Annotated in this window: 16 protein-coding genes; 10 read left to right on the top strand and 6 right to left on the bottom strand. The window is 72.6% G+C overall.

Going from position 1 to position 26,900, the window contains the following annotated elements; genetic code table 11:
• The 3 genes from C892_RS29350 to C892_RS29345 all read right to left on the bottom strand — a co-directional run.
• Nucleotides 1-1,457: glycosyltransferase family 87 protein (locus C892_RS29350; protein WP_017558813.1), on the bottom strand; the 1,457-nt coding region annotated here is incomplete at its 3' end.
• A 41-nt stretch (nt 1,458-1,498) separates the two neighbouring features.
• The gene (locus tag C892_RS0121095) at nt 1,499-4,105 is read right to left on the bottom strand and encodes a transglycosylase domain-containing protein (protein ID WP_017558812.1); all 2,607 of its coding nucleotides are present in this window, start codon (nt 4,103-4,105) and stop codon (nt 1,499-1,501) included.
• 572 nt (nt 4,106-4,677) lie between these two features.
• The gene (locus tag C892_RS29345) at nt 4,678-6,981 is read right to left on the bottom strand and encodes a transglycosylase domain-containing protein (protein WP_017558811.1); all 2,304 of its coding nucleotides are present in this window, start codon (nt 6,979-6,981) and stop codon (nt 4,678-4,680) included.
• A gap of 348 nt (nt 6,982-7,329) precedes the next feature.
• Here C892_RS29345 and C892_RS0121085 point away from each other — a divergent pair, with 348 nt between their 5' ends.
• From C892_RS0121085 to C892_RS0121075, 3 genes are all read left to right on the top strand, one after another.
• Nucleotides 7,330-7,956 (top strand): PadR family transcriptional regulator, encoded by a 627-nt coding sequence (locus C892_RS0121085; protein WP_017558810.1) that lies wholly within the window; start codon nt 7,330-7,332, stop codon nt 7,954-7,956.
• A gap of 79 nt (nt 7,957-8,035) precedes the next feature.
• Nucleotides 8,036-9,115 carry an inositol-3-phosphate synthase gene (locus tag C892_RS0121080; protein ID WP_026124532.1) on the top strand — a complete coding sequence of 360 codons (1,080 nt, stop codon included), beginning with the start codon at nt 8,036-8,038 and terminating at the stop codon, nt 9,113-9,115.
• A gap of 200 nt (nt 9,116-9,315) precedes the next feature.
• On the top strand, nt 9,316-10,617 hold the full coding sequence (locus tag C892_RS0121075; protein WP_017558808.1) for an MFS transporter: 1,302 nt from the start codon (nt 9,316-9,318) through the stop codon (nt 10,615-10,617).
• Between the two features lie 38 nt (nt 10,618-10,655).
• On the opposite strand, the gene C892_RS0121070 is transcribed toward C892_RS0121075, so the two are convergent.
• The 3 genes from C892_RS0121070 to C892_RS0121060 form a co-directional block, all read right to left on the bottom strand.
• Complete coding sequence (locus C892_RS0121070; RefSeq protein ID WP_239647469.1) at nt 10,656-12,173, bottom strand: hypothetical protein; 1,518 nt, start codon at nt 12,171-12,173, stop codon at nt 10,656-10,658.
• 161 nt (nt 12,174-12,334) lie between these two features.
• On the bottom strand, nt 12,335-14,074 hold the full coding sequence (gene abc-f, locus C892_RS29340; RefSeq protein WP_083934438.1) for a ribosomal protection-like ABC-F family protein: 1,740 nt from the start codon (nt 14,072-14,074) through the stop codon (nt 12,335-12,337).
• Between the two features lie 349 nt (nt 14,075-14,423).
• A complete protein-coding gene (locus C892_RS0121060; RefSeq protein WP_017539594.1) occupies nt 14,424-15,902 on the bottom strand; it encodes a CCA tRNA nucleotidyltransferase in 1,479 nt (492 codons plus the stop codon).
• A gap of 237 nt (nt 15,903-16,139) precedes the next feature.
• Between C892_RS0121060 and C892_RS29335 the strand changes: the two genes are divergently transcribed.
• The 7 genes from C892_RS29335 to trxB all read left to right on the top strand — a co-directional run bounded on the left by C892_RS29335 (nt 16,140) and on the right by trxB (nt 26,834).
• The gene (locus tag C892_RS29335) at nt 16,140-18,596 is read left to right on the top strand and encodes a DUF6049 family protein (protein ID WP_239647468.1); all 2,457 of its coding nucleotides are present in this window, start codon (nt 16,140-16,142) and stop codon (nt 18,594-18,596) included.
• Nucleotides 18,597-18,610: 14 nt separating this feature from the next.
• Complete coding sequence (gene murJ, locus C892_RS0121050; protein WP_026124531.1) at nt 18,611-20,305, top strand: murein biosynthesis integral membrane protein MurJ; 1,695 nt, start codon at nt 18,611-18,613, stop codon at nt 20,303-20,305.
• A 179-nt stretch (nt 20,306-20,484) separates the two neighbouring features.
• Entirely contained in the window at nt 20,485-22,320 is a 1,836-nt protein-coding gene (gene murJ, locus C892_RS0121045) for a murein biosynthesis integral membrane protein MurJ (RefSeq protein WP_017558803.1), read from the top strand.
• 259 nt (nt 22,321-22,579) lie between these two features.
• Nucleotides 22,580-24,124, top strand: a complete 1,545-nt coding sequence (locus C892_RS0121040) for a protein kinase family protein (protein ID WP_026124530.1) — start codon at nt 22,580-22,582, stop codon at nt 24,122-24,124.
• Nucleotides 24,125-24,132: 8 nt separating this feature from the next.
• Nucleotides 24,133-24,759: an RNA polymerase sigma factor SigM gene (gene sigM / locus C892_RS0121035; protein ID WP_017539602.1), complete on the top strand. Its 627-nt coding sequence runs from the start codon at nt 24,133-24,135 to the stop codon at nt 24,757-24,759.
• Nucleotides 24,756-25,685 (top strand): anti-sigma factor family protein, encoded by a 930-nt coding sequence (locus tag C892_RS0121030; protein ID WP_239647467.1) that lies wholly within the window; start codon nt 24,756-24,758, stop codon nt 25,683-25,685. The genes sigM and C892_RS0121030 overlap by 4 nt, the downstream gene beginning before the upstream one ends.
• Before the next feature lie 216 nt (nt 25,686-25,901).
• The gene (trxB, locus tag C892_RS0121025; RefSeq protein WP_017558799.1) at nt 25,902-26,834 is read left to right on the top strand and encodes a thioredoxin-disulfide reductase; all 933 of its coding nucleotides are present in this window, start codon (nt 25,902-25,904) and stop codon (nt 26,832-26,834) included.
• Nucleotides 26,835-26,900: the final 66 nt, after the last annotated feature.

The raw sequence follows: 26,900 nt of genomic DNA, 5'->3' as shown, positions 1-26,900 counted from the left end.
CCGCCGGTGCCGCCGGTGCCGCCGGTGCCGCCGGTGCCGCCGGTGCCCTCAGTGCCGTCGGTACCGTCGGGGGCCGCCCGGCGCCCCGCCACCAGGCAGTCGGCGACGGTCAGCGCGCACAGCAGGGCCAGGGTGCCCAGCCGGCCCAGGGACAGCACCGCGTACCCCTCGAAGCCCAGGCCCGCCACCGTTCCCTCGGCGGCGGCCGTCGCGTTGAGCAGGTGCTGCCAGATCCCGAAGAAGTAGCCGACCTCCGCCAGCTGCCACAGGCCGAAGGCCGCCACCGGCGGCCAGGTGCCCAGGTTCCTCGGCCAGGCGAGCACAGCCAGAGGGATGAGCCAGAGGACGAACTGGGGCGACCACACCTTGTTGGTGATGAGGAAGGCGGCGACCGTGAGCAGGACCAGCTGCTCCAGGCGCGGGGGCCGCCGGACGGCGATCCCGAGGACGGCGATCAGGGCGCAGGCGGCCGCGAGGCCGTAGGTCCCCGCCGAGTTCACCAGGTCGTGGTCGCCGCTGTCGAAGAGGCCGAAGCCGCCCAGGACGTAGTAGACCGACCCCCAGTCGGTGCCGCGCTCCTGGCTGAAGGTGAAGAAGGTCGCCCACCCCTCGGGGGCGGCCAGCGCGACCGGGACGTTGACGACCGCCCAGGCGGCCAGCGCCCCGCCCAAGGGGCGCAGCAGGTCGCCGGCGGCGAGCCCCCCGCGCCCCAGGAGGCGGCGCAGGACCAGGACGAGGATCGGTCCGAAGACCAGGAACGGGTAGAACTTGGCGGCCACGGCCAGGCCGATGAGCGCCCCGCCGCCCCACTGCCACCGGCCCCCGCGCGCGTACAGCGCCAGACCGACGGTGAACAGGGCGACGGCCAGGTGGTCCCAGTTGATGTAGGCCGTGAGCACCCCGGCCGGCAGGAGCGCGGTGACGCCCCCGGCGAGCAGCGCCCTGCGGCGGTCGAAGACGGCCCCTTCCGGAGGGTGCACTCCCCCGCGCCCCGCGAGCCACCCCGTGGCCAGCACGGTGGCCGTCAGGCAGATGCCCATCACCAGCGCGGTGAGGTCGAAGTAGGCCGTCGCGCGGCTCAAGGGGTCGGGCAGCCAGGACACCGAGCGCGCGGCGAGGTGCATGAACCCGCCCGTGAGCACGGGGTACTCGACGGGGAGGTCGATGTAGGGGACGAGGCCCTGGTCGAGCTTGTCCCGGTAGTAGAGGGGGAAGACGTCGCTGTAGCAGCCGGCGGCGTACTGGCCGCCCTCCAGCCACGCGCCCCCGAACCGGCACGGGTACTTGGCCAGGTAGCCGAGGAGCGCCCCCAGGGCGCCGAGCGCCGCGAGCGCTCCCCAGGGGGCGGACGCCGCCCCTCGCTCTCCCTCTTCGGCCGGAATACGCCGAGTGCCGGCGGCGGTCGCCTGACCGCCGCCGGCACTCGGGTGTCCGGCGCCTCCGGACGTGGAGGTCACATCACTCCTGTTCGCATCGGTCCCGCCGCAGCGGGGAGCGGCTACTCCCGTCGGCCGAAGATGCCTCCGCCGCCGGTCTCATCGTCGTCGCCGCCCCCGGGACCGCCGGGGTTCTCCCCTCCGGGGTCGCCCGGATCGGTGGTGCCGCCGGGGTCGCCGCCGTCCCCGCCGTCGCCGCCGTCGTCACAGTTCTCGTCCCACCAGGGGTTGCAGTCGTCCGGCGGGGTGCTCGGGGGCGACGTGGTGGGCGTATCCGAGGGCTCCGGGGGCTCCGGCGTGTTGGACGGCTCCTGGGTCGGACGCTGCGACGGCTCGTTCGACGGTGAGGGGTCGGTCGGGAGGAAGTCCTGCTTGGATCCGATCTTGGCGGGGCCGGGGAACTGCTTCACCGGCTCCCCCTCCATCGCGGTGTCCATGAATTCCTTCCAGACCTTAGCCGAGGTCGTACCGCCGTAGACGTCCGCCTCGCCCGGGATCACGATCTGCTCGCCGCTGTCCCGGAACAGTCCGACCGCCGTCGCCAGCTGCGGGGTGTACCCGGCGAACCAGGCCGACTTGGCGTTGTTGGAGGTACCGGTCTTGCCGGCCACGGGGCGCTGGTCGTCAAGCATGGCGTTCTTGCCGCCGCCGTCGGGCGAGACGACCTGCTGCATGGCGTAGGTGGCGTCGTCGGCCACGTCCTGGCTGAAGGCGCGCTCGCCCTTCTCCAGCTGGTCGGCGTCGTTGGGCTGGACCTCCTGGTAGTCACCGCTCTCGGGGTCGGGCATCTCCACCTTGGTGACCATGTGGGCCGGGATGTGCACGCCGCCGTTGGCGAAGGTGGCGTAGCCGGTGGCCTGGTCGAGGGCGCTGACCTGGTAGGTGCCCAGGGCGATGTTCGGGCCCATCTCGGCGGTCTCGAACTGCTTCTCGGCGATGCCCGCCGCCTTGGCGGTCTCCACGACCGCTGACGGGGTCACCTCGATGGCCAGCTGGACGAAGGATGTGTTGACCGAGTGCTTGGTGGACTCGGTGAGGTCGACGACGCCCCAGTCCCGGTTGCTGTCGTTCTGGATCTCTCCTTCGACCCCCTCGAACGTCTGCGGGGAGGAGCCGTCGAACTCGCTCTCCAGGCTGATGCCCTGGCCGAGACCGGTGGCGAGCACGTAGGGCTTGAAGGCCGAACCGGCCTGGGCGCGCTCGTTGAGGGAGTTGTTGGCGTCCTGAGTGAAGTCCGCTCCGCCCCGGAAGGCCCTGATCTCCCCGGTGGCCGGGTCGATGGAGGTCAGGCCGTAGTTGGTGTCCTCCGGCATCCCCTCGGGCAGGACCTCGCCGAAGACCTTGTCGGCCTTGTTCATCAGCTTGGGGTCGAGCGAGGTGGTCACCCGGAGGCCCTGGGACACGATCTGCTGGTCGCTCAGGTCGTAGCGTTCCTTGAGCTCGCTGATGACGGCGTCGCGGACGTATCCCTTGTGGCCTTCCGTCAGGTCTTCGCCCAGCGTGTAGGGGACCGTCTCGGGGAACTCGAGCTTGTCGGCCTCGGCCTGGGTGATCCCGTAGTCGGGGAACTCCTCGTGCATCTTGACCATGCCGCCGACCGAGTCGTCCTTCCAGCGCTCCTTGAGGATCTCCTCGATGTCGGGGTCGGCCTCGTAGTTCTCGAAGTTCCCCGGCTGCTGGATGATCGCCCCGATGAAGGCGCCCTCGGCCTGGTCGAGCTCGCCGACGTCCTTGCCGAAGTAGGCCTGCGACGCGGCCTGCACCCCGTAGGCGCCGCGGCCGAGATAGATGGTGTTGAGGTACTGCTCGATGATCTGCTCGTCGCTCAGGTTGTTGGCCGCCTTGATGGAGATCATGATCTCCTTGGCCTTGCGGCTGATCGTCTGGTCCCGCGTGAGCGTGTCGTAGTAGTTGCGGGCCATCTGCTGGGTGATGGTCGACCCGCCGCCGGCCTTGCCCATCGACAGCACGGCGCGCATGGTGCCGCTGATCGAGATGCCGCCGTCGCTGGGGAAGGTGCGCTGCTCGGTCCCGAGGACGCCGTTGATGACGGTGTCGGGGATCTCCTCGTACTCCACCGGCTGTCGGTTGATCTCACCGCTGGTGACGATCTCCTCCCCGTCGGCGTAGGAGATGACCGTGGCCTGCTGTGTGGCTTCCGACTGAGCCTTCATGTCGTCCGGGCCTGGGGTGAGCGCATAGGCCACGAAGAACGCAACGACCCCGCCGATCACCAGCAGGCCGCCGGTGATCAGCAACGGCTTCCACGCCTTGGACCAGAAGCGGCGGAACGGCCCCCGGTCGTCGTTCTCCCCCCGCGCGGGCGGGCGGCGGCGTCCGCCGCCTCCGCCTCCCCCGGACCGGCGCGCCCCGCCGGAGCGGGCGCCGTGGTCGCGGTCGCGCTCGCGCCCCTGAGGCGGGCGCCTCCGTCCGCCGGAGCGCGGGCCCTCCGATCCCTCCGAGCGCGCGCCCTCGGAGCGGCGCCGCGGCCGCTCGTCGTCCCAGAAGCCGCTGTCGCCGCCGTCGTCCCGGCGGCGCCCGACGGCGCGTTCGTCCGCGGCCGGACCGCCGGCCCGGCGCCTGCCGCCGCCTCCGCGCGGCGCGTCGTCCGACGGGCCCGAGGCCCGCCGACGGCCGCCGCCGGCGTTACGTCGTCTTTCGGTACTCACGCGTCCTCGATTGCTGATCTACGGCCGTACGGCCTGACGACTCGGATGGGGAGCGGGGCGCTCGGCGCCCCATGGGGGATACGGTCCCGGTCGGGCGCGCCCGGGGGCGTCGTCCGTGTAGGGGACGCGCCGCCGACGGACGGGGTTTTCCGGCCGACCGGAATACGTGGTCCTCGGCTTCCTCCTGTCGCTGGACCTCCTGGGAACGGACTCGGCCCGCGGCGCACGGCGGCCGCGGTGGCGCTGTGCGCTCGGCGCCGGTCCGGCGCGCGTCCGGTGCACGTCCGCGCCGCCCCGGGTAAAGCAGGCGCCACGCTAGAGGCACGGTGCCATATAGCACAACCCAGGCCGCGAGGTTACCCCTCGACGCCCCTGAGCGGGTCACGGTCCGGACAACACGGGGGTTCGGCACGCAGCGTACTCCGTGCCGGAGGGGCCGGGGAGGGTCCCGCGCCAGATGGGGCCCATGAACGGCGTCTGCGCAGGGTACTCAAGGGCAAAGAAAGAGCAAAGCGCGGGCTTTGCCCGCGCTTTGCGAAAGTGATCCACACAACACCGCCGTCCGGCGGTCGTCACGCTCCGGGGTCGAGGGCGGGGGGTCCGGCCCCTGCGCCGCCGTCACCGCCCCCGCCGCCGTCACCGCCCCCGCCGCCGGTGCCGCCCGAGCCGCCGTCGCCGCCTCCGGTGCCGCCGCCGTCCTCCCCGCCGGTCCCGCCGTCCTGACCGCCGTCACCGCCGTCCTGGCCGTCGCCCCCGTCGCCCCCGCCGTCCGGGCCGGGCGTCTCCTGGCCGCCGTCGCCGTCGTCGCCGCCTCCGGTGCCGCCGTCGGACGTGGGCTCGTCGGTGGGCGTCTCGTCGGGGGTCTCCTCCGGTTCCCGGGCGGGCGCCTCCTCCTCGGCCGTCTGCGGGTCCTGCGGCCGCACCGGCGCCTCCTGGTCGCCCCCGCCGCCCCAGACCGGCTCGGGGAACCGCCGCACCGGCTCGCCCTCCATCGCCGTCTCCATGAAGTCCTTCCAGATGAGGGCGGAGGTGGTGCCGCCGTAGACCGCCCCGGCGCCGGGCAGCTGGAGGGGCTGCCCGTCGGCCCGGCTCAGCCCGACCGCCACCGACAGCTGCGGGGTGTACCCCACGAACCACGCGGCGGTCGCATTGTCGGTGGTCCCGGTCTTGCCGGCCGCAGGGCGGCCGTCGGCCAGCGCCGCCGACGAGCCGGTGCCGCCGTCCACCACCTGCTGCATGGCGTAGGTGGCATCGGCGGCCACGCCCTCGCCGAAGGCGCGCGTGCCCTCCTGGAGCAGCGCGGCGTCCTCGGAGCGGAGTTCGCCGTCGTCGCCCTCGACGCCGGTGACCATGTGGCGGGGCATGTGCACGCCGCCGTTGGCGAAGGTGGAGAACCCGGAGGCCTGGTCGAGGGCGGTCACCTGGTAGGTCCCCAGCGCGATGTTGGGCCCCAGCCCGGCGGTCTCGAACTGCTTGTCGGGGATGCCGGCCGCCTCGGCGGCGTCGCGCACCTTCTCCGGGCCGATGTCGACGGTCAGCCCGACGTAGGCGGTGTTGACCGAGTTCTCCGTGGCCTCCAGCAGGCTGACCGGGCCGAAACTGCGCCCGGAGTCGTTGCGCACCGGCGCTGTGAGCCCGGGGAAGGACTGCGGCGAGCTGCCGTCGTAGACGCTGTTGAGGCTCTTGCCGTCCTCCAGGCCGGCCGCCAGCGCGTAGGGCTTGAACGCCGACCCCGCCTGGGCCCGCTGCCCCAGGGAGTTGTCGGTGTCGTTGACCGGGTCGCTCCCGCCGTGGAAGGCCCTGATCTCGCCGCTCTCGGGCTCCACCGCGGCCAGCCCCTCGACAGTGCCCTCGGGGACCTCTCCCAGGGTGTCGTCGAAGGCCGAGGCCGCGGCCTCCATCAGGTCCTTGTCCAGGGAGGTCTGCACCGTGTAGCCGCCGGTGGCGATCTGCTGGTCGGTCAGGTCGTAGCGGTCGGCGAGCTCCCGGACCACCGCGTCGCGGATGTAGCCCTCGGACGGGTCGGAGTACCCGGCGCCCGGCTCCCAGGGGACGGTCTCGGGGAACTCCAGGGAGTCGGCCTCCTCCCGGGTGATGCCGTGGTCGGGGTCGACCTCGTGAGCCTCTGCGGCGCCGTCGACCGCGTACTGCCAGCGCGCGCGGAGGTCCTGCTCGGCCTCGGAGCCGGGCTCGGGGTCGGTGAAGTCGCTCGGACGCTGGATGAGCGCGCCGATGTAGGCGCCTTCGGCCTGGTCCAGTTCGCCGACGTCCTTGTCGAAGTAGGCCTGGGCGGCGGCCTGCACCCCGTAGGCGTTGCGGCCGAAGTAGACCGTGTTCAGGTACTGGGTGATGATCTCGTCCGGGCTCATCCGCTGCGCGACCTTCAAGGAGATGAAGATCTCCTTGATCTTGCGGGTGTAGGTGCGCTCCTGGGACAGGCCGTCGTAGTAGTTGCGGGCCATCTGCTGGGTGATGGTGGACCCGCCGCCGGCCTCGCCGCCGCTGAGCACGGCCCTGGTGGTCCCGGAGATCGATACGCCCGGCGTCTTGTAGAAGTTGCGCTGCTCGGCGCCCAGGACACCGTTGACGACGGTGTCGGGGATCTGGTCCCGGGTGACCTTGGTGCGGTTGACGCTGCCGGTGGTCGTGGCCTTGGAGCCGTCGGCGTAGTGGATCTGCGAGGCCGAGACGGCCGCGTCCCCCTGGGGCTGCAGGTTCGAGGGCCCCGGCGTGAGCGCGTAGGCGACGGTGAACGCCGCGGCCCCCGCGACGACGAGGGCGGAGACCCCCATGAGCACCCAGTGCAGGACGCGCCGCCATGTGGGGAGCGCCTCCCCCTCGGCCGCGGTCCGCGCCTCCTGACGTCCCTTGTTCACAAGCATCCTCACTCGCCTGCGGGAGCCAGGAGGAGGGGCCTGCCTCGGCCGCGCGGCGGTCACTGTCGGCGGGGGACGCCTCTCGGGCCGACATCTCGTTCAGGTAGAGAAACGGTCCCGGAAATACTACGTGACGTGCACGGGTACACCCCGTACCGCTCACCGTGCACCCGGAGACCTATATCGACTGGATATAGTCATACGCGCATAAAGCACGTGTATGTTCACGTTCCACGCCCGGCGGGGGGCGTCGGGAACAGAACGGCCGCCTCCGAAGCTGACGTCAATGCGCGGCGGAGCGGCCGTGCGGGTAGTCGACGACGAGGATCGGCCGAAGGAGGTGCGGCGGTGAGCACGCGCAGAGCGCGAGTCCTGGAACTCGCCGTCCTCGGCCACCTCTCCGAGGCCCCCATGCACGGCTACGAGCTGCGCAAGCGCCTCAACCGGGAGCTGGGCGCCTTCCGGGCCTTCTCCTACGGGTCGCTCTACCCCTGCCTGAGGCACCTGCTGGAGGACGGTCTGGTGGAGGCCGCCGAGCCGCGGCGGGACGCCGGGGGCAAGCGCTCGCGCATCGTCTACCGCCTCACGGGGCCGGGCCGGGGCGCGCTGGAGCGCCTGCTCTCCCAGAGCGCCCCGGCCGACAACGACGACGACTGCTTCGGCGTGCGCTTCTCGCTCTTCGGCCGCATCGGCTCCGACGTCCGGCTCCGCATCCTCGGCGGGCGCCGGGACCGGATGCTGGAGCGGCTGCAGGGGCTGCACGACCGCATGGAGGGCCTCTCGGAGCGGGGCGACCCCTACACATACGAACTGCACCGGCACCGGGCCGAGACCGTCCAGCGCGAGGTGGACTGGCTCGACGGCCTGATCGAGCGGGAGCTGTGGTGCGCCGGGCGGGACGGAGGCGCCGGTGTCGGTACCGGCGCCTCCGCTCCGCCTCGGGGCACCGCGCCCCCGGGCGGACGCCGGCGGTGAGGCGGCCCCGTGCCGCAGAGCGCGGCGCCCTGAGGGCGCCGCGCGTTCCACGTCAACGGATCAGAAGGAGCAAGGACCAATGGGTTCGGTACGCGTAGCCGTCGTGGGCGTCGGCAACTGTGCGGCGTCGCTCGTCCAAGGCGTCCACTACTACCGGGACGCCGACCCGCAGACCCGGGTCCCGGGCCTCATGCACGTCGAGTTCGGGCCGTACCACGTGCGGGACGTGGAGTTCGTCGCGGCCTTCGACGTGGACGCCAAGAAGGTCGGCCACGACCTGTCGGACGCCATCTCCGCCAGCGAGAACAACACCATCAAGATCTGCGACGTCCCGCCGACCGGCGTGACCGTCCAGCGCGGCCCCACCTTCGACGGCCTGGGCCGGTACTACCGCGAGGCCATCGAGGAGTCCGCCGAGGACGCCGTGGACGTGGTCGCCGCGCTCAAGGCCGCCAAGGCCGACGTCCTGGTCAGCTACCTGCCGGTGGGCTCGGAGGAGGCGGACCGCTTCTACGCCCAGTGCGCCGTGGACGCCGGTGTGGCGTTCGTCAACGCGCTGCCGGTGTTCATCGCCTCCGACCCCGAGTGGGCGGCCAAGTTCGAGGCGGCCGGCGTGCCGATCGTCGGCGACGACATCAAGTCCCAGGTGGGGGCCACCATCACGCACCGCGTGATGTCCAAGCTGTTCGAGGACCGCGGCGTCGTCGTCGACCGGACCTACCAGCTGAACTTCGGCGGCAACATGGACTTCAAGAACATGCTCGAGCGCGAGCGCCTGGAGTCCAAGAAGACGTCCAAGACGCAGTCGGTCACCTCGCAGATCCCGCACGAGCTGAACGCGGGCGCCGTGCACATCGGCCCCTCGGACCACGTGCCGTGGCTGGACGACCGCAAGATGGCCTACATCCGCCTGGAGGGGCGGGCGTTCGGCGACGTGCCGCTGAACCTGGAGTACAAGCTGGAGGTGTGGGACTCCCCCAACTCCGCCGGGATCATCATCGACGCGATCCGCGCCGCCAAGATCGCCAAGGACCGCGGCATCGGCGGGCCGATCCTCTCGGCGTCCTCCTACTTCATGAAGTCCCCGCCGGAGCAGTACAGCGACAGCGAGGCGCACGACCGGGTCGAGCGGTTCATCGAGGGCGAGGCCGACCGCTGATCCGGCCGGTCCGGCCGGTCCGGCCGGCCGCCCCGGCGCCGGGTCGACACGGCGACTGATCGATGAGCGGCCGTGTCGACGAGTCGGCGAAACGGCAGGGCCACGTGTCGACCGGCGGCCCGGGCACCCGAGCGCCGTTCAGGGGGCCGCCCTCAGGGGCGGCCCCCTCGTCGTGTCCAGGGCCGCCGTACGCTTGGCGGGTGTCGTTCTTCGATGATCTGCGGACCGTGCTGCAAGGGCCGCGCTTCCGCCGGCTCTTCGCCACCCGGGTCGTCTCGCAGTTCGCCGACGGGATGTACCAGGCGGGGCTGGCCGGGTACGTGTTCTTCTCCCCCGAGCAGCACACCACCGCGGGCGGGGTCGCGGCGGCGTTCGCCGTGCTGCTCCTGCCGTTCTCGGTGGTCGGGCCGTTCGCCGGAGTGTTCATCGACCGCTGGTCGCGCCGCCAGGTGCTGCTGGTTTCGGCCCTGCTCAAGGCGGCGCTCGGGGGCGGCACGGCGGTGCTGGTGGCGGTGGGCGCCGACGGGGCGCCGTTCCTGTTCGCGGCGCTGGTCCTGCTGAGCGTCAACCGGTTCTTCCTGGCCGGGCTGTCGGCCGCGCTGCCGCACGTGGTGGCGCGCGACCGGCTGATGATGGCCAACGCGGTCACCCCGACCTGCGGGACCGCGGCGAGCTTCCTGGGCGCGGCCGCCGGTGCGGGGCTGCGCCTCCCCGCCGGGGACGGCCCGGCGGGCACCGCGGCGGTGCTGGCCGCCGCCGGGGTGCTGTTCGCGGCCGCCGGGGCGCTCGCCCTCACGCTGGGCCGACGCGAGCTCGGCCCGGACCTGGAAGACGCGCCGACCCGGGTGCGCGCGGCGCTGCGGGGCACGGTCTCGGGCCTGGCCGACGGCGCCCGGCACATCCGGGGGCGGCCGCCGGCCCGCGACGGGCTGGCGACGATCGCCGGGCACCGCTTCGTCTTCGGCATCTCCACGCTGATGACGCTTCTGCTCTACAACAACACCTTCACCTCCGGGGGCGTGGCCGGACTGGCCGGGTTCAGCGCCGCCCTGTCGGCCTCGGCGGTCGGGTTCCTCGCCGGTGCGGTGGCGACACCGTGGGCGACGGCCCGGATGAGCCCCTCGGCCTGGATCGCGGGGCTGCTCGCCTTCGGCGCCGTGGTCCTGCTGGTCTTCGGGCTCCCCTTGTCCCCCGCCCTGTTCCCGGTCGCCGCCTTCGGCCTGGGGGTGGTGTCGCAGGGGGTGAAGGTCACCGTCGACACGCTGGTCCAGCGACATGTCGACGACGCCTTCCGGGGCCGCGTGTTCTCCGTCTACGACATGCTGTTCAACGCCGCCTTCGTCGCCGCGGCAGGGTTCGCGGCCGCCACGGTCCCGCCTTCTGGGGAGAGCGTCCCGGTCATCCTCGCCATGGCGGCCGTGTACGTCGCCATGGCCGGTGCCTGGACGGTGCGCGCCTCCAGGCGGGATATCGGCAGGGACGAGGAGGCTCCGGTGGGTTGAGCGCGCCTCCGCGCTCGCTCCGGCGGTCATACCGACGGTCACGCCGGTGGCGGGGTGCGGAATCCGTGGCACAGGTCCGGGCGGAAGGCGAGCAGGGCGGCGCGCAGGTGGGACCGGGGCGCACGCTCGGGCCGGAGGGACTCGTCGTCAAGGGCGTGCATCTGGGAGCGGAGGTCGGCCTCTTTGACGGCCGGGGCGGTGATCCTCAGGCGTGCCGCGGGGAAGTCGACCAGTCGCGCCACGGCGGACGAATCCGGCCGCTTCTGCATTGCCGCGGTGAGTCGGAGGCCCACACCCGGAACGCCCCAGGTGCCCAGTCGGTCCTCCCCCTTGAGGAAGATGTCGATCACCTCTGTCCGGGAGTAATCCGCGGTGGTGAGCACGTCGCGGCTCTCGCGGGCGGCGACGGCCTGAACCCGCTCCCATGGCACCTCGGTCGTCACGGTGGCCCGCGGCCGCATGGTCCTCTTCCGGATGAAGGCGATCCCGTCCTCTCCAACGCGCACGCCGACGGGCGCGGTGGCGCGCGGGAGCGTCCACAGGGCGACGGCCAAGGCCACCGCGCTGAAGAACACCGGCACGAGAAGGGCGAGGGTCAGCAGGCCGGACAGGAGCGTCCCCCAGCCGAACGGGTTGGACACGAGGAATGCCGAGCCGGCGAACACGGCGGCCCACAGAGCGATCCGCCCCAGCACGTTCACAAGCGTGTGCCGATGGTCGACGAACACCGGTGCGCCGGAGAGCGGCCGCCGTTCCCCCGGGTCCTCCGGCTCCCCCGAGGACGCGGAGGCGGGCACGGCGGAGGCCGGTGCGCGGTGGTCGTACTCCGGGACGAACCACTGCTCGGCCTGGAGGCCCGAGGGGAAGAGGTCGGGGCGGACCGAGGAGACGAGCGGGGTGAGCGCCCGGACCGCCTTCTCGGACTCGGCGCCCGCGCCGCCCAGCCGCACCCGCAGCGCGCGGCCGTCTCCCGATGCGGACGCGTCCGCGGCCACCTCGCCCACGTCGACCTTGTCGGGCGGGACCCGCTCGGCCCGCGCCGCGTCGGGCAGGCCGGGCACCTCCCTGCGGAGGTAGACGTCCAGCACCGGGCGCCTGACCCCGTTCCTGTTCCCCTCGGTGTAGCCCGCCTCGCGCGCGCTGACCACCCGCACGGCCTCCCAGGGGACATGGGCCCGTCCACCGGGCGACCACCACCGCCGCTCCTCATCGATGTCCAGCCCTCCGGGGAGGACGTCGACGGTCCAGCGGGTCCGGCGGCGCGGCACCCGGTAAAGGGCGAACAGCAGGCCGACGAGCACCCCCAGAACGAGCACCCGGTGGAAGAGGTAGCCGTCGGACCACAGGGCGCCGACCCCCTCCGTCCGGAGTGCGTGGACGGTGCCGTAGCCCAGGCCGCCCACGGTCGCGGCGACGACGGCCAGCAGAGCGGCGGCGGCGGTGAATCCGCCGCCTCCCGCGCGCATCACCACGGGGCCGTTCGCACGGGAGCCGGTTTCGGACGGGGCGTCCGGCCGCTCTGAGCCCATCGGCCGCCGGTTCGCTGAAAAGGACATGGGCCGATGATGGCGGACCGCCGGAACGTCCCGACAGGCGCCCGCCTTCCCCGTTCTCCTCTCTTCACGGGGTCGACATGTCGCGAAGGCGGGAAGTCGCGAAGGCGGGAGAACGGCATGGCGACGGGGCTCCGCGGCGATGGCGCCGCGGGGTCCCGTCCTCAGCTCTCCTTCACCGGCTCCAGGCGCAGCTCCGGCCCTTCGAACGCCGCGCGCATACGGCGGTCGTGCGTGGTGACCACCACCGTCCCCGCGTAGTCGGCGAGGGCCTGCTGCATCTCCTCCACCAGGAGCGGCGACAGGTGGTTGGTCGGCTCGTCCAGGAGCACCACGTCGTACTCCCGGGTGACCAGCCGTGCCAGCTCCAGTCGGCGCCGCTGGCCGACGGACAGCACACCGACCGGGCGGTGCAGGTCCTCCTCTCGGAACAGCCCCAGTGCCAGCAGGGCGCCGGCGTGGTCCTCGGGGTGTCCGGCCAGGCCGTCGGCGAAGGCGTCCAGCAGGGTCGCCTCCGACCGTCCCCGGCCGTCCTCCCCCACCTGCTGCTGCAGGTGCCCGACGCGCCCTGCGACCCGGACCCGACCGGAGCCGGGTGCCAGTTCGCCGGCGAGCACGCGCAGGAGGGTGGTCTTCCCGGCCCCGTTGGGCCCGGTCACCAGGAGACGGCGCCCCTGCGGCAGGTGCAGCCGGTCCAGACGCAGGCGCCCGGGAACGTCCACCCCTTCGGCCTCCACCGCCGCCGGAGCGGCCCGATCGGCGTCCACGCCCTGTGGAGGAACGGCCATCCGCGCGGCGAAGCGCAGCGGCTCCGGCGGGGGCGGCACCGGGTGGGCCCTCAGCCGCTCCAGCCGGCCCTGCGCCATCCGGATACGGCTCGCCGCACCGTGGTCGCGCGAGCGCAGCTTGAACGCGCCGTACCCGAACGCCGCCTTGACCTGCCGGCGCGGGATCGCGTCCATCCGGAAGGCGTTGGACGCCACCAGTGACCGCTGGCGCGCCACCTCCTGCCGCCACTCCTCATGCTCCCGCGCCCACCGCTCCCGCTCGGCCGCCTTGGCCCGCAGGTACCCGGTGTAGCCGTCGCCGTACCGCCGCACCCGCCGCAGGTCGGCGTCGACCTCCAGGATCGCGGTCGTGACCCGGTCCAGGAACTCCCGGTCATGGGTGACCGCGACGACGGTCCCCCGGTGCCGCCGGAGCCGCTCCTCCAGCCACGCCACGGCCCCGTCGTCCAGGTCGTTGGTGGGCTCGTCCAGCAGCAGCAGCTCCGGATCGGCGGCGAGCACCCCCGCCAGGGCGAGACGGGACCGCTGGCCGCCGGAGAGCGTACCGACCGCCCTGCCCCTGTCGAGGCCGGGCAGCCCCAGCGCGGCCAGGGCGGTGTCGACGCGCGCGTCGGCGCCGTACCCGTCCCGCGCCTCGAACTCTTCGACCAGCCGTCCGTACTCCTCCAAGGCGGCCGGGTCCGCCGTGCCGTCGGGCGCGGCGAGCGCGCGCTCGGCGGAGCGCATCCGCCGCTCGAGCGAACGGAGGTCGGCGAGGGCGAGGTCGACGGCATCGGCGACGGTCGCGTGCGGGGGCAGGTCCAGCGTCTGGGCCAGGTACCCCACGCCGCCCCGCGCTCGGGTCCCGACCGATCCGGCGTCGGGCTCCTCCTTACCGAAGAGCAGGCGGAGCAGCGTGGACTTTCCGGACCCGTTGTCGCCGATCACGCCGACCCGCTCGCCGGGCCGGACCGTGAAGGACACCCGGTCCAGGACGACACGGTCGACATAGCGCTTCACGGCTTCGGCGACGACGACCCCGGAGTTCGCGTTGAGGCCCGGGGCGGGGTTCCCGGCAGGGTTCCGGTCGGAGTTCCGACCGCGGGCCCCCTGAGTACGCGGATATACGTGGGTCATGGTGCGTGCTCCCTTCTCGATGGCGTCCTTGGCACAAGGCCGCCCGATTAGGGCGGCGCTTCAGCGCCCGAGAATCAGCACGCACTCTCCTCACGTCGGCCGCACGGGGACTTCCCTGAGCGGGACGGCATCCGTCTCGCCCGGCCGTAGAAACCATGCGCGATCGGAGCCTGGAAGTCAACGGATTTCCGTCGGACGCCCTCAGCGAAGCGGCCGGGCGCCGACGGCGCGCAGCGGCGTGACATGGACGCACCCCGAGGCGGACGTGTCTCTGAGTGGATGTGGCGCGAAGTCGACACGACGAGAAGACCCCATGGGGACATCCCCATGGGGCGGCGAGGATCAGGCCTCAGGAGTCCTCGGTGATGCCCTGTTCACGCGCCCAGGACTTCAGCTCCGCCTCCGCGGTCTCCCGCTCCATGGGGCCGTTCTCCAGCCGGAGCTCGAGCATGTACCGGTACGCCTTGCCCACGAGCGGGCCCGGCTTGATGCCCAGGATCCGCTGGATCTCATTGCCGTCGAGGTCCGGGCGGATCTTGTTCAGCTCCTCCTCCTCGGCGAGCCGGTCGATCCGCCGCTCGATGTCGTCGTAGGCCCGGGCGAGCGCGGCCGCCTTGCGGCGGTTGCGGGTGGTGCAGTCGGCGCGGGTCAGCACGTGCAGCCGCTCCAGCAGGTGCCCGGCGTCGCGGGCGTAGCGCCGCACCGCCGAGTCGGTCCACTCCCCCTTGCCGTAGCCGTGGAACCGCAGGTGGAGCGCGACCAGCTTGCTGACGTCGTTCACCACCTCCTTGGAGAAGCGCAGCGCGCTCAGCCGGCTCTTGCTCATCGAGGCCCCGACCACCTCGTGGTGGTGGAAGGTCACCCGGCCCCCGGACTCGAACGCCCGGGTCTTGGGCTTTCCGACGTCGTGCAGCAGCGCCGCCAGGCGCAGCACCAGGTCGGGCTCCATGCCCCGGCTCCGCTCCAGGTCGATGGCCTGGTCGAGCACGGTCAGCGAGTGCTCGTAGACGTCCTTGTGCCGGTGGTGCTCGTCGATCTCCAGGCGAAGCCTGGGGATCTCCGGCAGCACGTAGGCGGCGATGCCCAGGTCCACCATGAGCTCCACGCCCGTCCGCGGGGCCGGGCTGACCATCAGCTTGCTCAGCTCGTCGCGGATCCGCTCGGCCGAGACGATCTTCAGGCGGTCGGCCATGGAGGCGGCCGCCTCGCGCACCTCCGGCGCGAGCGTGAAGCCGAGCTGGGCGGCGAAGCGCACCCCGCGCATGATGCGCAGCGGGTCGTCGCCGAAGGAGTCCTCGGTCCGCCCCGGGGTGCGCAGCCGGCGGGCGCCCAGGTCCTCCAGGCCGCCGAACGGGTCGCAGAACTCCCGGGAGGGCAGGCGCACCGCCATCGCGTTGACGGTGAAGTCGCGCCGCACCAGGTCCTCGTCGAGGGAGGTGCCGTAGTCCACCTCGGGCTTGCGCGACTTGGGCGAGTACGACTCGCTGCGGTAGGTGGTGACCTCCAACTGCACGCCCTTCCGGCGCAGCCCCACCGTGCCGAAGTCGATGCCCACGGTCCACACCGCGTCGGCCCAGCCCTCCACCAGCTCCAGGATGCGCTGCGGCACCGCGTCGGTGGTCAGGTCCAGGTCGTGCACCTCGCGCCCGAGCAGCGCGTCCCGGACCGGGCCGCCCACCAGAGCCAGTTCGTACCCGGCGGCGGCGAACCGCTCACCCAGCTCGGCCACGGCCGGGTCGACCGTGGCGAACAGGCGCGCGACGGCCTCGCCCTGGTCGGCGAGGGGTTCGGCGGACGGGGTCTGGCCAGGGAGCGAAGTGTTCGACACATCAAGAGAGGGTAGGCGGCGCGCCCGGGTGGTGCGAATCGGCGCGCTCCCGGACGACCCGTGCGCACGCGCCCGGGCGCTACTTCGGGACGGGCCCCCTGAGGGGGTATCGTCAGGACCGATAGCGCGACCGCTCTGCATTCCCCCGATGCGGTGGCGCATGCTTACGGGCCACGGCGTCCACCAAGCGCGGCATACCCGCTGGCCACCGTCAATCCCGACTGGAAACCTTCTGGCGTGCGTCGATTTGCTCATCTGGGCGCGGTCGTGGCCACGACCGCGGTCCTGCTCCCGTCACTGGCCGCGTTCAACCCTGCTCAGGCGCCCTCGGCCCCGACGGAGCGGGAGGGGCGGGACCCGCTGCTCGTCGAGGAGATCACCCCCCGGGCGGTGGACGCCGACAGCACCGTGCGCATCGAGGGGCAGGTCACCAACACCACCGAGGACGTGCTGGAGTCGGTGAGCGTGCGGATGCGCTACTCCGGCTACCCCTTCAACGACCGCTCCCAGCTGGGCGAATTCGCCTCGGTCGACGGTGCCGCCGACGAGCGCACCCCGGCCTACGGCCCGGCCGACGAGCTCGACGACCCCCTGGAGCCGGGCGAGACGGCCTCCTTCCGGATCAGCGCCGACGCGGCCGACCTGGACCTGGACGGCTTCGGGGTCTACCCCGTCGCCGTCGAGGCGCTCGACTCCGACGAGGGCGCCCTGGCGTCGGTGCGCACGTTCCTCGCCTACGAGGGGTCGGGGGGCGCCCCCTCCCCCGTCGAGATCGCCTGGGTGTGGCCGCTCATGGACTACCCCCGGCGCACCGACGACGACACCTTCCTCAGCACCGACCTGGCGGCCAGCGTCGGCGCCCAGGGCAGGCTCGGGCGGCTGCTCACCGCGGGCGCGCAGGACGGCTCCCTGACCCTGGACCCGAACGAGGCGGAGGGGACCGAGGAGGACTCCGGGGAAGGCGAAGACGGAGAGGAGCCCTCGGCCTCCCCCTCGGCCAGCGCCGACACCGAGGCCGGGGACGCGGGCGAGGGCGACGGCGGGGACGAGGACCGTACCCCGGTGACGTGGGCGGTGGACCCCGGTCTGCTCGCCGACATCGAGCGGATGGCGAGCGGGTCCTACAGCGTCCTGGAGGACACCGACGTCCCCGGCAAGGGCGACACCCTGCCGGTGCGCACCGTCGAGGCCGACCCGGGGGCCCGCGTCTGGCTCGACCAGACCGCCGACGCGCTCGAGGACGCCCCCCTGGTCGCCACCCCCTACGCGAACCCGGACGTGTCCGCGCTGCTCGGCGCCGACCTGAAGGACGATCTCGACGCGGCCGTGGAACTGCGGGACGCGACCCTGCGGCACACCCTCGGCCGGGAGGCCGACACCTCCTACGCGCTGCCCCCCGGCGGCCTCATCGACGCCGCCACCCTGGACTACTACACCGCCCAGGGCGCCGAGTCCTTCCTGGTGTCCGAGACCGCGATGCCCGCCCAGCCCTGGGTGGAGCACACCCCCACCGCGGCGGCCCCGCTGCCGGTGGACGGAGAGGACGACGCGACCGGGATCGTCGCCGACCCCGGGATCACCGAGGCGCTGGGAGAGCCCAGCCGCTCCCCCGGCGAGGCCGCCCTGGCCCGGCAGCGCTTCATCGCCGAGACCGCGATGATCGGCGCCGAGCACACCGGCGAGGACCGCACCGTGGTCGCGATGCCGCCGACCACCTGGAACCCGGGCGGGGACTTCGCCTCCGGTGTCCTGGAGGACTCCCGCGAACTGCCGTGGCTCAACCCGGTCGAGCTGTCCGACGTCGAGGCCCCCGGGGGCGAGAGCGAGCGGCGCGGCCCCGCCGGGGGCGACGCGACCGCCGAGGCGCGGCTCGGCCAGGAGCACATGGACCAGGTCAAGGAGATCCGCGGCTCCGTGCGCCTCTTCAACAGCATCCTGGTGGAGGACGTCGACCCCTACCGCCCCGCGGTGCTGCGCGCCGAGTCGGCCGCCTGGCGCGACGAGGAGTCCCGTGCCGCGCGCTCTGTCGGCCTGATCGGCACCTCGGTGCGCAACGGCCTGGGCAGCGTGCGCATCGTGCCGACCGAGCCGGTGGCGCTCGCCAGCAAGACCGGGACCATCGGCGTCATCATCGCCAACGATCTCCAGGGCGAGGACGAGACGGTCCGGATCAAGCTCTCGATGTTCTCGGAGAACCCCGAGCGCCTGAAGGTGCAGGACTATACGGACGAGATGGAGATCGGCCCCGGCCGCAAGACGACGGTGTACGTGCCCTTGGAGGCGCGCATCAACGGCCGGACGATGCTCTACCTCAGCCTGCAGAACACCCAGGGCGAACCGATCTCCTCCGAGGAGAGCATCACTCCGGTCAACGCGACGGGCCTGGGCTACCAGGCGATCATCATCAGCGGCATCGGCGCCCTGGTGCTCATCACCGCGCTCGCGCCGCGCGCGCTGCGCAAGTGGGCGCGCAAGCGCGCGGCGGCCGCCGGCGGCTCCCCCGACCCCGATGGCGAAGGGGCCGAGGGCGACGGGCCTGAGAGCGGGAGCGCCGAGTCCGAGAAGAAGGGCGAGGCCCAGGGCGACGACCACGAGGAGCAGGGCCCGCAGGAGGGGCACGAGGAGCCGACGGCCGACCAGGACGGCCTGGCCGAGCAGGCGGACGGCGAGCAGGACCGCAAGGGCGACCAGTGAAGGGGACCGATCCGGTGGCAACGGACACCGCCGAGGGACGCGACGAATCCGGCACCCCTGGGGAGGGCGCGGAGTCCGGCTCCGGCTCCACGGGCGGCGCCATGCGCTCCAGCGCCGTCATGGCGGTCGGCACCATGGCCTCCCGCATCACCGGGTTCGTCCGCACGATCGTGCTGGCCGCCGCGCTCGGCACCCAGCTGCTCGGCGACGCCTACAACACCGCCAACACGATCCCGTTCATCATCAACGACCTGCTGATCCAGGGCCTGATGGCGAGCGTGATCATCCCCTTCCTGGTCAAGCGGCGCAAGAGCGACGCCGACGGCGGCAGGGCCACCGAGGACCGGCTGTTCACCGCCGCCGTCGTACTGCTCTTCGTGGTCAGCGCGGTGGCCGTCGCCTCCGCCCGGTGGCTCCTGGAGCTCTACGCCGGCGGGTTCACCGGGCAGCAGATGGAGGTCGCCGTCTACCTGGCGCGCTTCCTGCTCGCCCAGATCTTCTTCGTCGGGCTGAGCGGCCTGATCAGCGCCATGCTCAACACCCGCGACCGGTTCGGCGCGCCGGTGTGGGCCCCGGTGCTGAACAACCTGGTGATCATCTCGGTGGGCCTGGCCTTCGTCTGGGTGGCGCTGCCCGGCCGCACCCCCGAGAACGTCTCCCAAGGCGAGCTGACCCTGCTCGGCCTGGGCACCGCCTGCGGCATGGCGGCCCAGACGGTCGCGCTCGTCGCCGCCCTGTGGCGGACCGGGTTCCGCTGGCGCCCGCGCCTGGACCTGCGCGGGTCGGGCCTGGGCGAGGCGCTGCGCACCGCCGGGTGGATGTTCCTCTACACCGTCACCACCCAGGTCGGCTTCCTCATCACCACCAACATCGCCACCCGGGCCGGCAGCGAGAGCGTGCAGGAGGGGTACGGCGTCGGCGCCGGGCTGACCGCCTACAACTACGCCTACCAACTCTTCCAGCTGCCCTACGCGATCATCGCGGTCTCGCTCATCACCGTGCTGCTGCCCCGGATGAGCGCCCAGGCCCACGACGGGCTGTGGAACGAGGTCCGCGACGGCTTCTCCCGCACCCTGCGGGTCTCGGCGCTGGTCCTGGTGCCGCTGTCGCTGGCGATGGCGGTGTACGCGGTGCAGCTGTCGGTGGTGGTGTTCGCCCGCGGCTCCACCTCGACCGCCGACGCGCACAACATCGGCATCGTGCTGGCCGTCATGTCGCTGGGACTGGTGCCCTTCAGCATCTTCCAGCTGATGCTGCGGGTCTTCTACGCGATGAGCGACACCCGCACCCCGGCGATGATCAGCATCGCCAACGTGGCGGTGCACGGCACCCTGGCGGTCTGCGCCTTCCTTCTGCTCCCGCCGAACCTCGTGGTCGTCGGGGTCGCCGCCGGGTTCATGCTCTCCTTCGTGTCCGGGCTGATCATCGCCGGGACCATCCTCAGCGCCCGGCTCGGCGGCCTGGACGGACGGCGCATCCTGGGCACCCTGGTGCGGCTGCACCTGGCCGCGGCCCCGGCGGTCGGCGCGGCCATCGGCGTGCTGTGGCTGTTCTCCCGGCGGTTCGGCGAGGGGCTGGCGACCAACCTCGGCGCGCCGATCGCCGGCTCCCTCCTGGGGGCGGTGCTGTTCCTCGGTGCGGCGCGGCTGCTGCGGATCGCGGAGCTGCAGTCGGTGATCGGGCTGGTACGGGCGCGGCTGGGGCGCTGAGGGGGCGCCCCTCAGGTCCGGTGCGACCGACTCCGGCCGCGGCCGCCCCCGGTGGCGCGCGTCCGTCGCCTGGGCCCGTATCCTCGTTGCCTCCCCTCCATCGGGCCCAACGGCCACCCGCGTCCGTCGAGGCGCGGCCGGACACCGAAACGCCCCTCCCCCGACCAGATTGCAGCCCCGTGGCCAACGACCAGTCCAACCACGAGGATCGGCACCGCAACGGGCTCCTCATGCCCGAAGAGGTGCTCGACACCCTTGAACGGGACGAGCCCTCCGCCCCGCCCGAATCCGGCCTGACCACCGTCCGCGACCCCTCGTCCATCGGCGACCTGGGCACCGCGGACCGCGTCGGCGAGGAGGGCGACGAGATCGGCGGCGCGGCGCACTCCGCGCCGGGCGACCTGATGCGCTCCAGCGCGGTCATGGCGGTGGGCACCGTCGTCTCCCGCATCACCGGCTTCGGCCGCACCGTGGTACTCGCCTCGGCGCTGGGCACGCAGCTGCTCGGGGACGCCTACCAGACCGCCAACTCGGTCCCCTTCGCCGTCTACGACCTGCTCATCGGCGGGCTGCTCGCCAGCGTGTTCGTGCCGTTCCTGGTCAAGCGGCGCAAGAGCGACGCCGACGGGGGCAACGCCACCGAGCAGCGGCTGTTCACGGCCATGCTCCTGGCGCTGTTCGTGATCTCGCTCGTGGCGATCCTGGCCGCGGAGTGGCTGATCCGCCTCTACGCCGGCGAGTTCACCGGCGCCCAGCACGCCGTGGCGGTCTACCTGGCGCGCTTCCTGCTGGCGCAGATCTTCTTCATCGGCGCCAGCGGCATCGCCAGCGCGATGCTGAACGCGCGCAACCACTTCGCCGCCCCCATGTGGGCCCCGATCCTGCACAACCTGGTGGTGATCGCCGCCGGCGGGCTGTTCCTGTGGGTGGCCGGCCCCGGCAACTCCCCCGAATCCATCACCCGGTCCGACCTGACCATCCTGGGCGTGGGCACCGCCGCCGCCCAGGTGGTGCAGATGGCGGTGCTGGTGTGGACGCTGTGGCGGGCCGGGTTCCGCTGGCGGCCGCGGCTGGACCTGCGCGGCTCCGGGCTGGGCGAGGCGGTGCGCACCGCCGGCTGGATGATGCTCTACATCGGCGTGGTGCAGGCCGGCATGCTCGTCACCACCAACGTGGCGACCCGGGCGGGGGTGCGGGCGGCCGAGGCCGGGGAGTCGGCGGCCGGCGCGGGCTACGCCGCCTACCAGTACGCCTCGCTGATCTACCAGCTGCCCTACGCGATCATCGCGGTCTCGGTGATCACCGCGCTGCTGCCCCGGATGAGCGGGCACGTCGCCGACGGGCGCAAGGACCTGGTGCGGCGCGACTTCTCCCTGGGCTTCCGGCTCTCCGCGGTGCTGATCGTGCCGATCTCGGTGGCGATGGTGGTCTTCGCCGTCCCGTTCTGCGTGCTGCTGTACGCGCGCGGCAGCATGTCGGTGGAGGACGCCCAGAGCGTCGGCAGGATCCTCACCGCGTTCGCGGTGATGCTCGTCCCCTTCACCCTGTTCCAGCTGCAGCAGCGGGTGTTCTACGCGCTGGGCGACACCCGCACCCCGTCGCTGATCGCGATCCCGGCGGAACTGGCCCATGCGACCCTGGCGATCCTCCTGCTGTTCACCGCCCCGCCGCACCTCATTGTGGTGCTGCTTCCCCTGGCCTACGGCACGTACTACATCGTGGGCTCGGTGCTGGCGTGGCGCATGCTGGCGCGCCGGCTGAACGGCCTGGACGGGCGGCGCACCCTGCGGACCCTGCTGCTGCTCTACGCCGCCTCGGTGCCCAGCGCGATCTTCGGGGTCGCCATGGTCCTCGCCTTCGGGGTGCTTCCGGGCACCTATCTGCCCGCGCTGCTGGGCATCCTGGCGGGCGGCCTGGTGGGGATCCTGCTCTTCGTCCTCATCGCCCCCCGCCTCGGGGTGACGGAAGTCACAACATTCTTCGGTATGGTACGAACCCGCCTACTCCGTCGCTGATCACCCTGACCGGATGACCGTACGTAACCGCTGGAAGGAGGGCAGAGTGCGTTCGGTGCGGTGTACTTGTCCTCCGGGGACGCCGCCCAGGCGTCCTAGCATGGAACAGCAGTTCTCCTCCGCCCCACCCGTGAATCTCCGAGCTGCCCGAAGGGAGGTCAGGGACCGCCGACATGGCCGGCCCCAGCGTTGACGGCACCCCGGCGCCCCTCGCGCCCGCCCCGCTGGCCCCCCGGTCGTCGTGTCCGTCACTCCCGGCATGAGCACTTCCATGATCGAGCCGGGCGCGCGGCTCGCAGGCCGCTACCGCCTAGACGAAATGGTGAGCCAGACCGAAGGCGCCTCCTTCTGGAAGGCGACCGACGAGACGCTCGCCCGCCTGGTCGCGGTGTGGACCTTCACCGAAGGCTTCCCCCGGACCGGGGACGCCGTCCGTGCCGCCCGCGCCACCAGCCGCATCGCCGACTCCCGTGTCACCCAGGTCTTCGACGCCGACGACACGGGCCCCACCCCCTACGTGGTCGAGGAGTGGGTCGTCGGCCAGTCCCTGACCGACCTGCTCAAGCAGGGGCCACTGGAGCCCGAGCGGGCCGCCGGCCTGGTCGCCGAGGCGGCCGAGACACTGGCCACGGCCAACGCCACCGGGCTGTTCCACCTCAACCTCACCCCCGACAAGCTCATCTGGAGCGTCGGCGGGGCGGTCAAGCTGACCGGCATCGGGGTGGACGCCGCGCTGCGCGGCATCGCCGCCGAGCACCCCGCCCGGGAGGACGCCCAGGGCCTGGGGCGGCTGCTGTACGCCGCGCTCACCGGGCACTGGCCGGGCCCCGGACGGGTGGACCTGCCCCCGGCGCCGCTGGTCGACGGCCTGCCCCGGCGGCCCGCGCTGGTCGCCTCCGGCGTCCCGCCGCGCTTCGACGAACTGGTGGGCCGCTCCGCCTTCCAGGCCCCGGTGGGGCCCGGACCGGTGGGCAGCGCCCGCGAACTGGCCGAGGCGCTGGCGGACGTGCCGCGCCTGGTGCCGATCCCGGTCTCCCCGGCCGCCGCCCCGTCGGCGCCGGCTCCCGAGCGGGGCACCTCGCGCGACACCGGGCAGATCCCCTCCGCCGAGCACCGCTCGGGGGGCTCCCGCGGACGGGACCGCGGCGGCCGCGCCCGCGAGCAGACCGCGGGCGACCGCCCGCGCGGCAACAGCCCCCTGCCCCGGATCCTCATGGGCGCCGCGGCGCTCATCGTGTTCATCGGCGTCGTCGTCGGCGCCTGGCACATCGGCTCCAGCATGAGCGACGGCGGCGGCACCGAGGGCACCGAGGCCGGGGGCAGCACCGAGACCGACGGCAAGGAAGGTGACGAGGGGGACGAGGTCCAGATCTCCCCCCTGGCTCCGGAGAGCGCCCAGATCATCAGCGACGGCGATGCCGACCACGCGGACAAGGCCGAGCTGACCATCGACGGCGACCCCTCCACCGCGTGGAAGACCTCTACGTACGACGATGTCGACTTCGGCCTGCTCAAGAACGGCATCGGCGTGGTGATCGACATGGGCGGCCCGGTCGAGCTGCACAGCGCTGACCTGGACCTGGGTCCGGGAGGCAGCGACGTGGAGATCCGGGTCGGCGACGACAAGAGCCTCGACGCCCTGCAGCCCGTCGCCACGGAGTCGGGCATCGAAGGACAGAACTCCATCGAGCTGGACGACCCTGCGAAAGGTCGCTACGTGCTCATATGGTTCACTGATATCCCCCAGGTCGACGGTGGATGGCGGGGGAGCATCAACGAAGTAGAGCTGCACGGGAAATCGTGACGAAGGTGATGGACGCAGTCCAAGAGCTCCCCGACAAGGAGCTGTTGTCCAGACACGCTCGCGGTGACGAGAAGGCGTTCGACGAACTGGTCCGCCGCCACCGCGAGCGCATGTGGGCTGTCGCGATCCGTGTGCTGGGCGACCCGGAGGAGGCCGCCGACGCGCTGCAGGACGCCTTCCTGTCCGCCTTCCGCGCCGCCGGCCGGTTCCGCGGAGAGGCCCAGGTGAGCACCTGGCTGCACCGGATCGTGGTGAACGCCTGCCACGACCGGATGCGCCGCCGCATGGTGCGCCCCGCCGTGCCCACCGACGACGCCACCCTGGACGTGCTCTCCAACGAGCGCGCCAAGGCCACCGCGTCGGTCCCCGACTCCGCGGGGCGCAGCGACTCCCGGATGGACGTGCACGCCGCCCTGGACAAGATCCCCCCGGAGCAGCGCCTCGCGCTGGTCCTGGTGGACATGATGGGCTACCGCGTCGACGAGGCAGCCGGGATCCTCGAAGTGGCCCCAGGCACGGTCAAGAGCCGGTGCGCGCGCGGCCGGGCGAGACTTCTTCCCTATCTGACGCACCTGCGGAACCCTGAACGCCCCCGAGACGTCACATCCCCGAGAGGAGGTGACGGGAGACCGTGACGTCTCATGTGGACGCGGAGACTCTCGCGTTGTCGGCCGAAGGGCTACTCGACGACGAAGAAGAGCGCTCCGTCCGGACTCACGTGGCCGGATGCTCCCAGTGCGCGGATATCCAGGCCGCTCTGGGCGATGTCCCCCGGCTGCTGGCGGAGACACCGGTCCCGCCGCTTCCCGAATCGGTCACGGGACGTCTGGACGAGGCGATACGCGCGGAGCGGGCGAACCCGGCCCCCGGCGGCGGCACCCCATCGGCCGCCGGCGAGGACGACGGGTCCACCGGTTCCGACGACCGATCCGCACAGGAGCCGGGCGGGACCGTCGACGGCGACGCCGCCGAGGAACTCCGCTCGCGTGCGGCCGAGGTGGTGCCGATGCGCCGCCGCGGCATGGCGCGCTGGATGCCCTACATCGCCGCCGCGGCCGCCGCCGTCTTCGTGTTCGGCGGGGGTGCGGCGCTGTTGCGGGGCATGGGCGACGATGGGGCCGGGCAGGGCGGTCCCACCAGCCTGGGGACCGGTGAACCCCATGCGATCAAGCCCTACAGCCCGGAGTTCGTGGAGAGCGGCACCGGGTACACCGCGGCGGGCCTGGAAGAACAGGCCGGTGAGGTGCTGGAACTGGCCGACCCTGAGCCGGCCTCCGGCGCCCCTGAGGGCGACGAGGAGGGGACGGGAACCTCGTCCCTGCCGTCGCCCGCGGGGGTGCCCGCCGACGTCTCCTCGTGTGTGGAGGGGATGGGCGACCCGTCACCCGTCCTGGTGGACATCGCCACCTACGCGCCCGAGGGCGGGTCGGCCGAGGCCGCCTGGGTGATGTACACCGACGACGGCTCGGGGTCGTACACGGTCTCCGTGGTCTCCCCGGAGTGCACCTCCGGCGACCCCGCGGACGCCGTGCTCGACTCGGCCGCCGTCTCCGGCCCCTGAGCGTGCACCGGTGCCGGCGGCCCTGCGCCGCCGGCACCGGACACCGCGCCCGCCCTCGTCCTCGGCCCGCTCCGCACAAGTTCTTGCCCGCACAGGTCACAGGCGGGTCTGGCGGGGGCGGGAATGGGGGGCGCCTAGCCTGTGTTGAGAGGAACGATCTACCCGCAGGGTCACGGGCGGAAGTGACCTCCCCCAGCGAACGAAGGGCCGACGAGCGTGAGCGACGTCCGCAACGTAATCATCATCGGGTCGGGGCCGGCCGGCTACACCGCGGCCATCTACGCCGCGCGCGCCTCGCTCGAACCCCTGGTGTTCGAGGGTTCCATCACCGCCGGCGGCGCGCTGATGAACACCACCGAGGTCGACAACTTCCCGGGCTTCCCCGACGGCGTCATGGGGCCCGACCTCATGGACAACATGCGCAAGCAGGCCGAGCGCTTCGGCGCCGAGCTGGTGGCCGACGACGTGACCGAGGTCGACCTGGCGGCCGACCCCAAGGTGGTCAAGGTCGGCGACGAGACCCACCTGGCCAAGAGCGTCATCATCGCCACCGGGTCGGGCTACCGCGAGCTGGGGGTCCCCGGGGAGAAGGAGTTCTCCGGCCGCGGCACCTCCTGGTGCGCCACCTGTGACGGCTTCTTCTTCCGCGACAAGGACATCGTCGTGGTCGGCGGCGGCGACACCGCCATGGAGGAGGCCACCTTCCTGACCCGCTTCGCCAAGTCCGTCACCGTGGTGCACCGCCGCGACGAACTGCGGGCCAGCAAGATCATGCAGAAGCGCGCCTTCGACAACGAGAAGATCCGCTTCGTGTGGAACAGCGATGTCACCGAGGTCCTGGGGGAGTCCAAGGTGACCGGTGTCCGCCTGCGCGACCGCCTGACCGGCCACGAGAGCGTCCTGGACGTCGAGGGCGTGTTCATCGCCATCGGCCACGACCCGCGGGTGGAGCTCTTCTCCGGCCAGCTCGACCTCGACGACGAGGGCTACCTCGCGGTGCAGGCGCCGACCACCAAGACCCGGGTTCCCGGCGTCTTCGCCTGCGGCGACGTGGTCGACCACACCTACCGGCAGGCGATCACCGCCGCGGGCACCGGCAGCGCCGCGGCCCTGGACGCCGAGCGCTACCTGGAGAGCCTCAACGACTGACCGGACGGCGCCCCGCGGCGCCCTCCGGTGACCGACGTCCCGAGCGAAACCCGTAAGGAGTGAACG

Source organism: Nocardiopsis baichengensis YIM 90130, assembly GCF_000341205.1.
Taxonomy (GTDB): domain Bacteria; phylum Actinomycetota; class Actinomycetes; order Streptosporangiales; family Streptosporangiaceae; genus Nocardiopsis_A; species Nocardiopsis_A halophila.
Note: the sequence above shows the minus strand (reverse complement) of the source record. Positions and strands in the feature narration are given on the sequence as shown.

Bases quoted from the DNA above. Each gene is read 5' to 3' on its own strand.
- C892_RS0121080 (WP_026124532.1), top strand. From the start codon at position 8,036: ATGGGTTCGGTACGCGTAGCCGTCGTGGGCGTCGGCAACTGTGCGGCG.
- C892_RS0121070 (WP_239647469.1), bottom strand. From the start codon at position 12,173: ATGTCCTTTTCAGCGAACCGGCGGCCGATGGGCTCAGAGCGGCCGGAC.
- abc-f (WP_083934438.1), bottom strand. From the start codon at position 14,074: ATGACCCACGTATATCCGCGTACTCAGGGGGCCCGCGGTCGGAACTCC.
- C892_RS0121040 (WP_026124530.1), top strand. From the start codon at position 22,580: ATGAGCACTTCCATGATCGAGCCGGGCGCGCGGCTCGCAGGCCGCTAC.
- sigM (WP_017539602.1), top strand. From the start codon at position 24,133: ATGGACGCAGTCCAAGAGCTCCCCGACAAGGAGCTGTTGTCCAGACAC.